The following is a 14,135-nucleotide window of genomic DNA, read 5'->3' as shown; positions in this document are numbered from 1 at the left end:
TGCCCGACATAGCATGGCACGAAATGGCACGATTCCCGTCACCGTCGTCAGCGGCTATCTCGGTGCGGGAAAGACGACGCTGATCAATCACGTGCTGTCGAATCCGGGCGACCGACGGGTGGCGGTGATCGTCAACGACATGGGCGAGGTGAACGTCGACGCGGAGCTGATCGCGCGGGAAAACGACGAGGACGGAATCGTGGACCTCTCGAACGGCTGCATCTGCTGTCGGTTACAGGGCGACCTGCTCGAGGAGGCAGCGCAACTGGCAGAGAGCCGAGCGTTCGACTACCTGCTGGTCGAATCCTCCGGGATCAGCGAACCGATTCCCGTCGCGCAGGTGTTCACCGAAGGGACGGACGCCAGCGACGTTGACCCGACGACGCTGTTTCGGCTGGACACGATGGTGACCGTCCTCGATACGTACGGCTTCTGGAAGGAGTTCGACGCCGGGGAACGGCTACCGGAGGCCGCTCAGCCCGACGAGGACCGACCGCTGAGCGAGGTCCTCGTCGAGGGAATCGAGTTCTGCGATGTCTTGCTGCTCAACAAGTCCGATATGGTCCCCGACGACGTCCTCGAGGAGATCGAATCGGTCGTCGAGACCCTCCAGCCGCGAGCGAAACGGCTCCGAACGACCTACTGTGAGGTGGATCCGGATGTCATTCTCGACACCGGTCGATTCGACTTCGAGACGGCAAAGCGCTCCCAGGGGTGGAAACGCCACCTGCGCGGGGAGGGCCACGACCACGAGGTGCACACCCGCGACGAGGAGCGACGCGCCGCCGAGCGCCACGGCGTCTCCTCGTTCGTCTTCCGGTCCGACCGACCGTTCCACCCGGAGCGACTCGCGGCTTGGCTCGAGGACTGGGACGGATCGATCATCCGGGCCAAAGGCGTCTGTCACGTCGCGAACCGCGAGGCGGTGATCGGCGTCAGTCAGGCCGGGCCGTCCGTCAGGGCCGGTCCGATCGGCGAGTGGCGGCCGGACGACGACCGTCGTACGCAACTGGTGTTCATCGGCCGAGAAATGAACGAGGAACGGATTCGCGAGGAACTCGAGGCGTGCGTACTCGATGGCGACGAGCCGGAAGCGGCGGAAGCGGTGGCCGATCCGTTCCCGCTGTAGCCGTTACGAAGTCAGGCTGATGGCACGGCCCGTGCGATTCGAGTGGGACGACCACGACTGGTCGGGGAAACCACACCCTCATGAAAGTCCCAAAGAAGTGCGCACGAACCCGCAAGTTGCCTCCGTAGGTCGGTAGCTGAACCCCCAACGGAGGAATCCTCGCGCTTTAGCGCGGGGAGGATGTCAAGACTCCAGTTGGTCACTGAGTTCCGCCCAGGACTCGTGAAAACCGTGCGTCGACTGATCCGCCGTCCGGTCGGGAAGGGCGTCCTGATAGATATCGTCGTACTCGAGCAGCCGCGTCCAGCCGTCGTGCAGGGAGTAGCTGCAGTACTGGCACATGCATCGGGTTACGTCGGTCGACGACATACCAGTTGTGCCGTTCGAGACACGCTCGAGTCGGTCGCAAGCGACAGAGCGAAGGTGCGACGGCATTGAACGCGAGTGATCGCCGAATGGGACAGCAAAATTCGGTCGTCGCGAGGGAGCGGCGATGAGCACGAATCGACGAGGCGGATACGTTAGTAGCACGAGCGACACGGTCGAACGGGAGTGCGATCGCTGCGAGTGGCACGCGACTGCGGGATCCTATCCGGAACTGATCAAACGGTATCAGGATCACCTCCGTGTCGAACACCCGACGGCGTGGCTGCGAAGCTAGCGTCGGAGTCGCTGGCGGACCGGGCGAGATCCCGGTCCGATCCGGCGGAACGGCTACGGCTCGAGCAAGACCTTGATGACGCCTTCCTCGCGGTCGTCGAACTTCTCGTACATCTCCGGCGCACGGTCGAGGTCGACGCGGTGGGAGACGACCCAGCTGGGGTCGGCGCGCCCCTCGATGATCATGTCTCGTAGCTCCCGATTGTACTCCTTGACGTTCGTCTGGCCGGTGCCGAACTTCAGTCCCTTCTCGAAGGCCTTGCCGAAGTCGATACCGAGTCGACCCTGGGCTGCCATCTCGTCGGGCGCGCCGGGGTCAGACGGGACGTATAGTCCCGGAATACCGAGTTCGCCGGTCGGTCGGACGGTCTGGATGAGCTGATTCAGTACGACCGCGGGGTTTTCTCGGGCGGGATCATAGGCATCGTCAGTCGGATCCGTCTCGGGGTCGATCGCCTGATAGCCCACCGCGTCGACGCCGTTGTCGACGCCCCCACCGTGCAAATCTTTGATCTGTTCGACCGGGTCGCTCTCCTCGAAGTTGATCGGGCGGGCGTCGCAGTGATCCTCGGCTAGCTCGAGGCGGCTCTCCACGCGGTCGACGATGTAAATCTCCGACGCGCCCTGGAGCTTGGCGCTGTAGGCGGCCATCAGGCCGACGGGGCCGGCCCCGAAGATCGCGATCGACTCGCCGGGTTGCAGGTTCGCGAGTCGGGTACCGTGCCACCCCGTCGGAAAGATGTCCGCGAGGAGCGCGAAGGAGTCCTCGTACTCGTCGCCCTCCGGGAGCTTCAGCGCGTTGAAGTCGGCGTAGGGGACCCGGAGTTTCTCGGCCTGGCCGCCCTTGTACGGCCCCATCGCGACGTAGCCGTACGCGCCGCCGGCGAAGCCGGGGTTGACGTTGGTACAGAACCCGGTGTAGCCGTTCTCGCAGTTCCGGCAGAACCCGCAGGCCACGTTGAACGGCATCACGACGCGGTCGCCCTCCTCGAGCGACGTGACCGCGTCGCCGGTCTCGATCACGTTCCCCATGTTCTCGTGGCCGAAGACGATTCCCGGATCGGCCGAGGTCCGGCCCTCGTACATGTGAAGGTCCGAACCGCAGATGCACGTCGTCGTGATGTCGACGATGATGTCGTTCTCGTGTTCGATCTCCGGTTCGTCGACCGCTTCGACGGCTACTTCGTTCGGTCCCTGGTAGACGACGGCGTTCATTGACATTTGGTATCAATCCTCGCTAAACGGACCACGGTCTCCGTTGTAAATGTTCGCCCGCCGTCCGACGAGAAACAAACAACACCCGATCTGAGAGTGGCTTCGGCTGGTAGTTTCAACCGCAGATAGATTTCGATCGAACGTATGATTATTTTTATAGAGGGTGTTTATATCCCCCACTGGTGTGAGAAAAGATCGCATGGTAGATACAGTGAGTCTCGACACGGCGAAGGAAGTCATCGACGCGGCCGAACGACGGGCGAACGAGATCGACAATCCGATGGTGATCACGGTCGCGAATTCCGAGGGCAACCTCGTCGCCCAACACCGGATGGACGGCGCGTGGCTCGCGTCGGTCGACATCTCCAGGAACAAGGCCTACACGGCTGCCGCACTGGACATGCCGACGCACGAGCTGGAGGAGCCGACGAAGCCCGGCGAATCGCTGTACGGCCTGCAGAACACCAACCAGGGGCGGATGGTCATCTTCGGCGGCGGCTATCCGCTGGAGCGGGACGGCGATATCGTCGGCGCGATCGGCGTCAGCGGGGGCGCGGTCGAGCAGGATATGGACGTCGCGGAGGCGGGCGTCGACAAATTCGACGACCTCTCCGCGTAACGACTCGCCTCGAGGTCGGATCGCGCCGAAGAAAAACGAGGGGCGACGGCCGCAGCAGTCGGTTCAGTCGGCGTCGGTCGTTTCGTTGCCGCTCGCCTCCGTCTCGTTGCCGCCAGTCTCCGCTCCGCTGCCGCCAGTCTCCGTCTCGTCATCGCCCCGTTCAATCTCTTCTTCTTGGATTTCTCCCGTCTCTTCACTTTCTCCCTCGACGGAGATCTCGCCGACGGCGTCGAGCTGCGACTGGTCGAGGTAGACGCCCATGTCCTCGTTGGCGACGAACTCGACGCTTTGCGTCGCGCCTGCCTCGTCAGTGAAGTTCGACCGGACGTAGGTGTTCCACTGGTTCGTGTCGCCACCGCTGGCGATCACGAAGTTGTGACCGGGCAGCGGTTCGAAGGTCCTGTTCTCCCGCTCCGGCTGCTGGCGGCCGATGGCGTTCTCCCACTCGATCGCGTAGGTCTCACCCGCCTCGAGGTCGAGCGTCGGGTTCGCCTCCTCGGCGATGTCGTCGGGTTCGACGCCGACCCACTGCCCCTCCTGAAGCTGGAGCGAGTACGTCTCGGTCGGGTCGCCGGGTTCGACCGCCGGCAGCGTGACGGTGACCTCCTGATCGCTGCCGTCGATCGTCACCGTGTCGGTGACCTGCTCGTGGCCGTAGGTCCAGACCTCGAGGTCGTACTCGCCGTCCTCGAGCATGTCGAAGCGGGCCATCGCCGGCGGGTCTTCCTGGCCCTGTTCGTCCCCGGTTCCGTCTCCGTCCTCGTCCTCCGAGGTCTGGTCCGCTTCCGGCGTCGTCTCTTCGGCTCCTTCCTCCGCGTCCGTCGCCTGATCCGGGTCCGTCTCTTGTGCTTCCGATTCCTCCGTTTGCTCTTCGGGTGGACTCGGCCGCGCAGACGGGTCGGAGAAGGAGTGGTGATCCCCGACGAACACCTCCGCGCCGAGGGGCTCGCCCTCTTGGTCTTCGACCTGGACCCGCAACTCGTGGACCTCGTCCGGATCGATCAGTTCGACCGGACCGCGCATCTGGACCGGGTGCGGAACGCAGTAGTAGCCCGCCATCTCCCCTTCGGGCGTGATCGTGAGCGAGGTCGACTCGCCCTGTTCTTCGACGAAATCGGTCGCCTCGATCACGTCGCCGCTCTCGTCCTCGAGGGTGAAGTTGTGACGCGAGCCGTCGCCGTTCGTCCAGACGATCTCGTTCTCTTCGCCTTCGATCAGCCGCAGCGGCGGGTTCGATGCGCCGTCGATCTCTGCGGGTGCGACGCCGACCCAGCCGCCGACGATGCCGAGCAGCGAGAGCGTCCGGCCCTCGCCGTCGTTCTGTGTGGCCGGCAGTCGGAAGTCGATCTCGTCGCGGTAGGCACCGGCGGTACCGGCCATCGCGGCCGTCCCGGCGAGCGCCGCCGTGCCTTTCAGCACGCCGCGACGGGAAACGTCGTCGCGAGATTGGTTTTCGTTTGACATTGTTGTGTTGATGCTGTCTTGTGTTCAGGCGTCCATCGAGAACACGGCGAGCGTGTCGCCGCGCGGTCCCTGACGGAGCCAGCCGCTGCCGCCGACCTGGACGGCCACGTACTGCTTCTCCTCGCCGGGATCGTACCAGCTCATCGGCGAGGCGCTGATCGGCACGTCGAACTCGTACTCCCAGAGGCGGTCGCCGCTCTCGCCGTCGTAAGCGACGAAGTTGCCGTTCTGGGTGCCGTTAAACACGAGTCCGGTCGCAGTCGACAGCGACCCGCCCCACATGTAGTGGTTGTCCTCGCTCTCGGTCCACTCGCGCCAGACGCGCTCGCCCGTCGCGGGATCGACCGCGGCGAACGCGGTGATCGACTCGTTCCACTCGTCGGGGAACTCCTCGGCCGGGTCGGAGAGATCGCCGCCCCAGTAGGGGTTGCCCTCGCTGTACTCCTCGTAGCGCCACATCAGGTCCTGTGGGAAGTTCTGATGGACGACGTACACGTACCCGGTTTCCGGGTTGTACGACGGCGGCTGCCAGTCGTTGCCCCCCGGCGCGCCCGGGACGAACGGGATCCGCTCGTCCGAGCTGAGGTGGGGAATCATCTCCCACATATTGATGTGCTGGCAGATCTCCTCGCTGCGCTCGTGGAGCCGGCCGGACTCGGCGTCCATCATGTACACCCAGCCGGTCTTGTCCGAACCGACGACCATCTCCGACGGTCCGTCGTCGACGTCTACATCGCGAATCAGTACCCGCGGCGCGACCGCGTCGTAGTCCCAGACGTCGTGCGGGCTACTCTGGAACCCCCATTCCCACTCGCCGCTCTCGAGGTCCAGCGAGATGGTTCCGCAGGTGGGGAAGTTCGGTCCCGGCCGCACCGTGCCGTCGAAGTCCGGTCCGGGGTTCGCGACCGCCGTGTAGAGAACCTCGCGGTCCTCGTCGATCGTCGGCGTCATCCAGGTCGTCCCGCAGCCGTGCTCGCGGCTCGCGCCGACCCACTCGTCCTCCGGGAGCGTCTCGGTCTGCCACTGGATCTCGCCGCTCTCCGCATCGAGCGCGGCCATGAATCCGAGCACGCCGTACTCGCCGCCGGCGCTGCCGGTGTAGATCGTGCCGTCGTGGATCACCGGTGCCCACGTCGCGGAGTACCCCTCTTCGTGGTCGGCCGTGCTCGTGTACCACTCCTCCTCGCCGGTGTACCGATTCAGCGCGACGACGCCCGAGTCGAGCGTCGTCATGTACACCTTGTCGCCGTAGACGGCGGCCCCGCGGTTGTTGTCGTCACAGCAGAGTTCGACGCCCATCGGGACCGCGTAGGTGTAGCTCCAGAGGACCTCCCCCTCGCGGGGGTCGATCGCCTTCATGTGATTCGGCCCGTTCGTCTGGTACATGACCGGCGGGTCGCCCGGGATCACGATGGGCGTCCCCTCCATGCTCGAGCCCGTCCCGACCGACAGCTCGTACTCGAGCTCGAGGTCGGAGACGTTCTCGGGCGTGATCGTGTCGGCGGGCGTGGCCCGGTGTTGTTCGTAGTTTCCGCCGTACATGAGCCACGACTCGGGGTCGTCGCCGGTCCCGCTCAGCATCTCCTGATCGACGTCGACCTCCGGAATGCGGTCGGTATCGTGCTGTTCGGTGACCGAGTCGTCTGGACCCCCGACCAGCGTGTAGCCGTCCTCGATCTCTCGCAGTTCGATCTCGCGTGCGGCCTGAACGGCCCTGTCGTTGCGTAGTGCCATGCGTGATCACCTCAGTTCGCTGGGAGCGCGCATCTCGTCCGTGACGTAGAAGACGGTGTGCAACAGCTCCTCCTGACTGACGATCTGGACGGCCGAGCCCGCGGTGAGCGCGGCCGCCAGCTGTTCGTCCGTAAAGCGCCCGTCCCCGGCGAGGTCGCAGGCGGCGGTCGCCGAGACGAACAGCCCGCCCAGCATCGCCTTGACGTACCTGACCGCCGCGTCGAGGAGGTCGTCGGTGACCAGCACCTCGTTCTGCCAGAGGTGTCTGTCGAGCCCGCGGATCCACAGCAGCGCCCCGCCCATCGCGCGCTGGTGGAGCGGCGGCACGGTGTCGGTCTCGAACTCGACGCCCGCCGGGATCTGATTCGACGGCACCCACCGGGCCAGCCGCTCGTCGTTGTTCGCGACGTCGACCAGCAGCGCCGTCTTCTCCGACTCGTCGAACCCGACGTCGTCGAGCGCCGACGACAGCGGGTCAGTCAGGATCAGTTCGCGCGTCGTCGTCTCGACGTGATCCGCCGTGAACCGCGGCAGGTTCTCGTCGAGGCTCTCGAAGAAGCCGATCTCGAGCAGGTGGTCGTAGAGACGCCACCCGGGTTCCGCGACCGCCGTATACAGTCCGTGTTGCTCGTCCGGTACGCCCGCATCGCGAACGGCCGGTAACCGACCGATTTCGTCCGCGATAGCCGCCCGCTCCCGCTCGAGCAACTCCCGATCGAGTCGCCCGGCGAGATCGGCCCGAATCGCGTCGCCTCGAGAGGCGAACGTCGAGTCGGACCGCGGTTCGATCTGTCCCGCGAGTAGCTCCCACGTTATCGCCCCGTCCCCTGGGGTCTCAACGCCGAGGGCCGTCGCCAGATCGCGTTGTTCCGCGACCGTCATGTCTGACGCAGTGGATATTTGTGCCATGATACCACGGCACAATTGCCGCCACCTCGTGATTTGATAATACTTGTCAATGAATTCAGTGGTTCTCGAGACAGGCTAAATGAGTATGATTATTGAATAGATATAATTCTGTGGACGCGTTATCTGTCGGCCGTTCCGCGCCCCCAGTGAGGGCGACGAGAGTGACTCGGACGGGCCCTAGAGGGCACCCGTCCACCGGTGGCGGGGAACACCGGGTTCCCGACCCGTTCTGGCTCGAGTCGCCTCCGTCGGCCGATGGTGCTCGCCGGAGCTTACGGTGGCGCTTTTTCACCGTTCGACGCGTACCACGGGGTGACCGGTGATGGTCGACATTCCAGCGGTAGTCGCTCGGCTCGAGCAGCCCGCGTACACCGGTGATAATCGGTGTTTGCCGTGTACCGCCGTGAACGTCGCCATCGCGCTCGCCCTCGCGGCCGGCCTCGCCGTCGCGGGGTCCGCGATCACCGGCGCGCTCGCGTTCGGCGTCTGTCTGGTTCTCATCCGCCTCCGGGGCTACCTCGTTCCGGGCACCCCGACGATCACCCGACGGTACCTCCCGGACCGCCTCCTCGAGCGATTCGGCAAGTCGACAGCGGACACTCCGACGATCGAGACGGTCTCCCCCGACGGACTCGCGAGCGTCCTGACCGCCGCCGGCGTTGCGACGGCCGACGAGGGAGGGGTCCGACTCGCCCCCGCGTTCCGACGGCGGTGGAACGACCGCCTCTCGAGCGGCGACGCGGCCGACCCGAGCGCGGCCGATATCGGATCGATGCTCGGGGCCGACGAGAGCGAGCGAGTCAGCGAGACCGCGTTCGTCCTGGATGGTCAGAAGCGGGTCCGGTGGGAATCGACTGCGGCGCTCGCGGCCGACAGTGCCGCGGCGGCCGAACTCCGAACTCGAATCGACGGCTGGGACGCGCTCGAGGTCGGCGAGCGGCGCGACCTCTTGATGGGGCTGCGACTGTTGCGGACCGACTGTCCGACCTGTCGCGAGCGGCTACCGACCACCGCCGAGCGTCTCGAGCACTGCTGTCGGCGGCCCCGCGTCGGTATCCGGTCGGTCTGTGAGGAGTGTGACCGCCCGGTGGTCGAACGCGTCTGTTCGGAGGCGAGCGCCGACCCGTGGCTCGAGTTGGCCGGTGCGACGGCCGACGACTCGGGAGTTGACCGGTGACGGCCATCCCGTGGTGAACGGGCCGACCGGGTTGCTCGAGCCGTGCCGACCCACCGCCGGGACCGCACACTTTTGCGATCGGTCGACCAACAGTCGCCCATGCCCCCCGAGACCGAGCGAACCGAGCGCGCGGGCGTCGTCATCGCCGGCGGCCACTCGACCCGCTTCGGCGACGACGACAAGGCCGTCGCCGACCTCGCCGGCACGCCGATGCTCCGCCGCGTCGTCGATCGGCTCGAGCCGGTCGTCGACGAGATCGTCGTCAACTGCCGGGACGAGCAGGTGCCGGCGATCCGCGAGGCGCTCGACGGCGGGCCGGCGGCGTCCGTCGCGGTCGATCCGGTCCCCGACCGCGGGCCGATGGCGGGCATCATGACCGGCCTCCGGGACGCCGCGGGGGAGTACGCCGCCGTCGTCGCCTGCGACATGCCGTTCGTCGACCCCCACCTCGTCGACCACCTCTTCGAACGGGCGGCCGGCCGCGAGGCCGCGGTGCCCCGACTCGACGACCAGTGGTTTCAGACGACACAGGCCGTCTACCGGACCCAAGCGATGGTCGAGGCCTGCGAGCGCGCCCTCGAGCGCGGCGAGCGGCGGATCGTCGAACCGCTGTTGGAACTCGACTACGTCGTCGTCGACGAGGACGAGGTCCGCGAGCACGCGACCCTCGAGACCTTCGAGAACGTCAACACCCGCGAGGAGTTCGCGGCGGCGGTCGAGCGACTCGCGGGGGAGTGATCCCGTCGGACAAATCAATGCACACACCGATCGCACTCGAGACGCGATCGAGTGGTTACTGACCGTCGTCCGACAGTGCGAGAATCGGGCCCGCTCGGGGGTGCCCCGTGAGCCGAGACGGCGCGGCGGCCGTCCGCTCTCGGTCATATGTTATCTCGAATAGTGGCAGAATAAACGGTGATATAGGGGAGATCGACGGATTCATCGGTTCCAGATAGTACCCTGTAGCCAAATGAGAGGACGGGGAGTCCGGACCGCTTCGACGGGTGGCGAACGACGCGGTGACCGATCGAGCGTGGTCTAACGAATGGCTTCGGTACTGCTCGTTCTGAGTATCGCGCTCGTCGCGGCGCTCTTCATGTCGTACACGGTCGGTGTCAATAGCAACTCCGCACCCGTCGCGCCCGCCGTGGGCGCGAACGCGTTGTCAGTCCTTCGAGCGGCGTTACTCGTCGGTCTCGTGGCCGGGCTCGGCGCGGTACTGCAGGGCGGGCGCATCTCCGAAACGATCGGGAAGGATCTCGTCACCGGCGTCACCATCACGCCGCTGGCGGCGGCCGCGGCGCTGGTCACCGCCGCGACGCTCATCACGGTCGGCAACTCGTACGGCTACCCGATCCCGTCGGCCTTCACCGTCACGGGAGCGATGATCGGAGCCGGAATCGCCCTCGGCGGCGGCTTTGCAGTACACGAATACGCCGTCATTCTCGGATTCTGGTTTGCGATCCCAATCGTCGAGGGGATCCTCGCGTACGGACTCGCTCGCGGGCTCCGGAGCGACGCGATTCCGGACGATGTCGGGATTCCCGCGCTCGCCGGTGCCGTCGGCTACACACTCGCCAACATCCAGTTGACGATCATTCCGACCGAATCGGGCGCACAAGGCTCAGTCGCGCGGTTCGTCGCCGCTCGGTACCACCTCGTTTCGACCCGACTCGTCGGACCGTACACGGTCGGGATGGCGCTCGTCAGCGCCGTCGTCGGGATCGCCGCGCTCGGGACAACGCGGCTGCTCCTCCGGCGGGACGAGACCGCGGGCATCGATCAGTTCCTGATCGCCCTCGGCCTCGTCGTCGTCTTCACCAGCGGCGGCACGCAGGTCGGGCTGGCGACCGGTCCGCTGGAAACCGTCTTCGAATCGGATCTCCGACTCAGTTCGATCTACCTGCTCGCGCTCGGCGGGGGCGGCATCCTCCTCGGCGCGTGGACGCGCGGGCCGCGGCTCATCCAGGCCGTCTCGAACGAGTACGCCTCGCTCGGCCCGCGACGGTCGATCGCCGCCCTCATCCCGGCGTTTCTCATCGCCCAGCTGGCGATCGTCCTCGGCATCCCCATCTCGTTCAACAAGGTGATGATCGCGAGTATCGTCGGCAGCGGCCTCGCAGCGAACTCGTCCGGCGGCGGCGTCTCGGGTCGAAAAGTCGGCTACACGGTCGGATCGTGGGTCGGCTCGATGGTCGGCGCGGGAATCCTCAGCTTCGGACTCTATTACGGCTTACACGCCGTTCCGGGACTCGCGTGATTCACGAAACGTCCGAGACGGCCTGATCGATGATCTCTTCTTCGGCGGCCTGCGTCTTCATCGCCTCCCAGCTCTCGAAGTCCGTCGTCTCCGCGACGTAGGCGTCGAGTCGCCGTCTGTTCACCCGTTGGATGGTCCGCGGCCTCTCGAGCGACCACGGACTCGCCTCGCAGAACGCGGGAAACGAGCGAAACTGCGTGTGCTCGCACATGAACGGGTCCGAGAAGAATTCGTCGGACGTCACCCGCATTCCCGCCTGCAGTTCACTGATTCGGCTGATCGCCGTTCGGAGTCGCCCCTCGAGGTCCTCCAAGCCGCCTCGTTGAAGGTCCATACTAGCTCACCACGGGTCGGGCGTTGTAAGGGTTGGGCCGAAGCGTTCCTCCGGGTCCCTGACGGACCGCCGTCGAACGCTCGCTCTCAGTTCCCGACGATCTCTCGCGCCCGCGCCGGCATCGCGACCTCGCGGCCCAGTTCCTCGGCGACGCGGACGAGTCGTCGCGGTCGGGATCGGCCGATCCGTCCCCGTCTTCCAGATCGGGACCGCCCATACCGTCCGTTACGTCGCGGGGTGGTAACGGTCGCTGCAACACGGGCGGTTCGGGGCGGTAACGCCAACGCGAGCAAACGACTCGAGCGCCGGGTTCCGACGACCGGTACTGACGCTCGAGCGAGCCCGGCAGCCCACAACCCCTTTGACCGATCTGTCCGTACGGAGCGTATGAAATTCGCTGTCTTCGGTGCCGGCGGCGTCGGCGGCTACCTCGGAGCACGCCTCGCCGACGCGGGACACGAGGTCCACCTCGTCGCGAGGGGCGACCATCTCGCCGCCCTCGAGTCCGACGGACTGCGCCTCGAGAGCGTCCGCGGCGACGCGGCGATCGACCTCCCGGCGACCGACGACCCGGCCGATATCGGGCCGTGCGACTGTGTCCTCTTCTGCGTGAAAGCCCACGACACGCGCGACGCAGCACCGGACCTCGAGCCGCTGCTCGGCGACGACACGGCCGTCGTCTCGTTCCAGAATGGCGTCGACAACGAGGAGTGGCTGGCCGAGGAAATCGGCGCGGACCACGTCGTCGGCGGCGTGGCCTACATCTTCTCGACTATCGGCGAGCCCGGGGTCGTCGAACACACCGGCGGCCCGGCGCGGTTCGTCTACGGCGAACTCGACGGCGAGCGGACCGCCCGAATCGAGGAACTCGACGCGGCCCTCTCCGAGAGCGAGGGCGTCGACGCAGTGCTCGCCGCGGACATTCGCGTCGAACTCTGGCGCAAGTTCGCGTTCATCTGCGCGCAGGCGGGGATGACCGCGACGACCCGGCTCCCCGTCGGCGAGATCCGCGAGACCGACGCCTCGTGGGCGATGTACCGCCGGCTCATCGAGGAGGTCTGTGCCGTCGGCAGGGCCGAGGGCGTCGACCTCCCCGAGGACACCGTCGACGAGTGGCTCGAATTCGCGCGCGACCTCGAGCCGGAGATGTACTCGTCGCTGCACTACGATTTGACCCACGACAAGCGACTGGAACTCGAGGCGCTGCACGGCTCCGTCGTTCGCCACGCGGACGCGGTCGACATCGACGCGCCGATGAACGAGGCGGTCCACGCAATCTTGCGGCCGTGGGCCGACCGGGCCGAGCGGCAGCTCAGTATCGATTTCAGCGTCTGATAACCGCCTCGAGCGGAGCACCGCCGCGTCCCTTTAACAGCACGTCGGTCGTACGGACAGCCATGACTCCGTCCAGTTCGAGCGACCGCGACCGGTCCTTTCGGTTCGAGTACGAGCCGTCGACCATCAGGTTCGGTGCCGGCTGCGTCGACGACCTCGCGGCCGAACTCGAGGCACAGGGCCTCGAGCGCGCGCTGGTCGTCTGCGGCTCGACGGTGGGTGAGACGCCCACGGTGATCGAACCGGTGAAATCGGGGCTCGGGGATCGGCTCGCCGGCGTCTTCGACGAGACGACGCCGGAGAAGCGCCTCGAGACGGCCCTCGAAGGCCGCGACCGGCTCGAGGACGTCGACGCCGACGCGCTCGTGAGCCTCGGCGGCGGCAGCAGTCTCGACGTCGCGAAGGTCATCAGCGTCCTCGCGGCGACCGGCCGGGGCCCAGCGGCCGTCGGCCGGGAGTTCGCCGAGTCGGGCACGCTTTCGGTCCCCGACGACGGGTTAGTACCGATCGTCGCGGTGCCAACCACGCTGGCGGGCGCGGACCTCTCGATAGTGGCCGGCGTCACCGCCTCGCCCGATTCGGGGGTGGTCGACGAGGAGATCGGCGGGGGATTCTCCGGTCCCGGACTGATGCCCGCGGCCGCGGTCTACGACCCAGAACTGGTCGCGACCACGCCCGAGTCGGTGCTGGCGGGCTCGGCGATGAACGGCTTCGACAAGGGAATCGAGACGCTCTACGCGAGCAACGCGACGCCGGTGACCGACGCGACGGCCAGACACGGCCTCGAGAAACTCGCGGACGGACTCGGTGCGTTCGGCGACGGGCGCCGCGATACCGGCACGTTCGAGACGATACTCGAGGGGATCGTGCTCGTCCAGTACGGCATCTCGCGGCCCGGCGAGACGACGGCCTCGATCATTCACGCCTTCGGCCACGGGCTCGCACGAACGGACGACGTCCAGCAGGGAGTGGCTCACGGCGTCGTCGCGCCCCACGTCCTTGAGTACCTGTTCGATCGGGATGGCGTGGACGCGCGGGCGGGGATGCTCGCGACCGCGCTCGGCGTCGACAGTGCCGCAGACCACGGCGCTGCAGTCGTCGAGGCGGTCGCGGCGATCCGGGACGGGCTCGACCTCCCGTCGCAACTCCGCGAGGTCGACGGCCCGGAGCCCGCGGCGTTCACCGCGGTCGCGGAGTCGATCCTGAACGACGCGTTCATGGCGAACGCACCGCCGGGACTGGACCCCTCAGTCGACGAAATCGAAGCGGTGCTCGAGGCGGCGTGGTAAGACGATCGTC

The 14,135-nt window shown here is 66.6% G+C and carries 14 protein-coding genes; 8 read left to right on the top strand and 6 right to left on the bottom strand.

Annotated elements, in window-relative coordinates; all coding sequences use genetic code 11:
• Window positions 1-13: 13 nt before the first annotated feature.
• Window positions 14-1,129 (top strand): CobW family GTP-binding protein, encoded by a 1,116-nt coding sequence (locus tag FEJ81_RS13610; RefSeq protein ID WP_138245798.1) that lies wholly within the window; start codon window positions 14-16, stop codon window positions 1,127-1,129.
• Between the two features lie 183 nt (window positions 1,130-1,312).
• Here the strand turns inward: FEJ81_RS13610 and FEJ81_RS23250 are convergent, their stop codons facing one another.
• Complete coding sequence (locus FEJ81_RS23250; protein WP_175416423.1) at window positions 1,313-1,471, bottom strand: hypothetical protein; 159 nt, start codon at window positions 1,469-1,471, stop codon at window positions 1,313-1,315.
• 151 nt (window positions 1,472-1,622) lie between these two features.
• Here FEJ81_RS23250 and FEJ81_RS23245 point away from each other — a divergent pair, with 151 nt between their 5' ends.
• Entirely contained in the window at window positions 1,623-1,790 is a 168-nt protein-coding gene (locus tag FEJ81_RS23245; protein ID WP_175416422.1) for a hypothetical protein, read from the top strand.
• A gap of 53 nt (window positions 1,791-1,843) precedes the next feature.
• On the opposite strand, the gene FEJ81_RS13600 is transcribed toward FEJ81_RS23245, so the two are convergent.
• Entirely contained in the window at window positions 1,844-3,004 is a 1,161-nt protein-coding gene (locus tag FEJ81_RS13600) for a glutathione-independent formaldehyde dehydrogenase (protein ID WP_138246793.1), read from the bottom strand.
• A gap of 199 nt (window positions 3,005-3,203) precedes the next feature.
• Here FEJ81_RS13600 and FEJ81_RS13595 point away from each other — a divergent pair, with 199 nt between their 5' ends.
• On the top strand, window positions 3,204-3,623 hold the full coding sequence (locus tag FEJ81_RS13595; protein ID WP_138245796.1) for a GlcG/HbpS family heme-binding protein: 420 nt from the start codon (window positions 3,204-3,206) through the stop codon (window positions 3,621-3,623).
• Window positions 3,624-3,686: 63 nt separating this feature from the next.
• Here FEJ81_RS13595 and FEJ81_RS13590 read toward each other — a convergent pair whose 3' ends face one another.
• From FEJ81_RS13590 to FEJ81_RS13580, 3 genes are read right to left on the bottom strand one after another with little or no spacing between them, the layout of a single operon-like run.
• Window positions 3,687-5,087 carry a cupredoxin domain-containing protein gene (locus FEJ81_RS13590; protein WP_138245795.1) on the bottom strand — a complete coding sequence of 467 codons (1,401 nt, stop codon included), beginning with the start codon at window positions 5,085-5,087 and terminating at the stop codon, window positions 3,687-3,689.
• A gap of 24 nt (window positions 5,088-5,111) precedes the next feature.
• Window positions 5,112-6,821, bottom strand: a complete 1,710-nt coding sequence (locus tag FEJ81_RS13585; RefSeq protein ID WP_138245794.1) for a pyrroloquinoline quinone-dependent dehydrogenase — start codon at window positions 6,819-6,821, stop codon at window positions 5,112-5,114.
• A 6-nt stretch (window positions 6,822-6,827) separates the two neighbouring features.
• Window positions 6,828-7,730 (bottom strand): hypothetical protein, encoded by a 903-nt coding sequence (locus FEJ81_RS13580; protein WP_229504713.1) that lies wholly within the window; start codon window positions 7,728-7,730, stop codon window positions 6,828-6,830.
• Window positions 7,731-8,052: 322 nt separating this feature from the next.
• Here FEJ81_RS13580 and FEJ81_RS13575 point away from each other — a divergent pair, with 322 nt between their 5' ends.
• The 3 genes from FEJ81_RS13575 to FEJ81_RS13565 all read left to right on the top strand — a co-directional run bounded on the left by FEJ81_RS13575 (window position 8,053) and on the right by FEJ81_RS13565 (window position 11,167).
• Window positions 8,053-8,907 carry a hypothetical protein gene (locus FEJ81_RS13575; RefSeq protein WP_138245793.1) on the top strand — a complete coding sequence of 285 codons (855 nt, stop codon included), beginning with the start codon at window positions 8,053-8,055 and terminating at the stop codon, window positions 8,905-8,907.
• 99 nt (window positions 8,908-9,006) lie between these two features.
• Window positions 9,007-9,645 carry a molybdenum cofactor guanylyltransferase gene (locus tag FEJ81_RS13570; RefSeq protein ID WP_138245792.1) on the top strand — a complete coding sequence of 213 codons (639 nt, stop codon included), beginning with the start codon at window positions 9,007-9,009 and terminating at the stop codon, window positions 9,643-9,645.
• 307 nt (window positions 9,646-9,952) lie between these two features.
• Complete coding sequence (locus FEJ81_RS13565) at window positions 9,953-11,167, top strand: inorganic phosphate transporter (RefSeq protein WP_138245791.1); 1,215 nt, start codon at window positions 9,953-9,955, stop codon at window positions 11,165-11,167.
• Between the two features lies 1 nt (window position 11,168).
• Here FEJ81_RS13565 and FEJ81_RS13560 read toward each other — a convergent pair whose 3' ends face one another.
• Window positions 11,169-11,501, bottom strand: coding sequence for a hypothetical protein (locus FEJ81_RS13560; RefSeq protein ID WP_138245790.1), 333 nt, complete (start codon window positions 11,499-11,501; stop codon window positions 11,169-11,171).
• 387 nt (window positions 11,502-11,888) lie between these two features.
• Between FEJ81_RS13560 and FEJ81_RS13550 the strand changes: the two genes are divergently transcribed.
• Window positions 11,889-12,836: a 2-dehydropantoate 2-reductase gene (locus tag FEJ81_RS13550; RefSeq protein ID WP_138245789.1), complete on the top strand. Its 948-nt coding sequence runs from the start codon at window positions 11,889-11,891 to the stop codon at window positions 12,834-12,836.
• A gap of 62 nt (window positions 12,837-12,898) precedes the next feature.
• Window positions 12,899-14,125, top strand: a complete 1,227-nt coding sequence (locus FEJ81_RS13545) for an iron-containing alcohol dehydrogenase family protein (protein ID WP_138245788.1) — start codon at window positions 12,899-12,901, stop codon at window positions 14,123-14,125.
• Window positions 14,126-14,135 lie beyond the last annotated feature (10 nt).

This window comes from Natrinema versiforme, from assembly GCF_005576615.1.
Taxonomy (GTDB): Archaea; Halobacteriota; Halobacteria; order Halobacteriales; family Natrialbaceae; genus Natrinema; species Natrinema versiforme_A.
The sequence above is the reverse complement of the archived record's forward strand: the minus strand, read 5'-3'. Positions and strand labels throughout refer to the sequence as shown.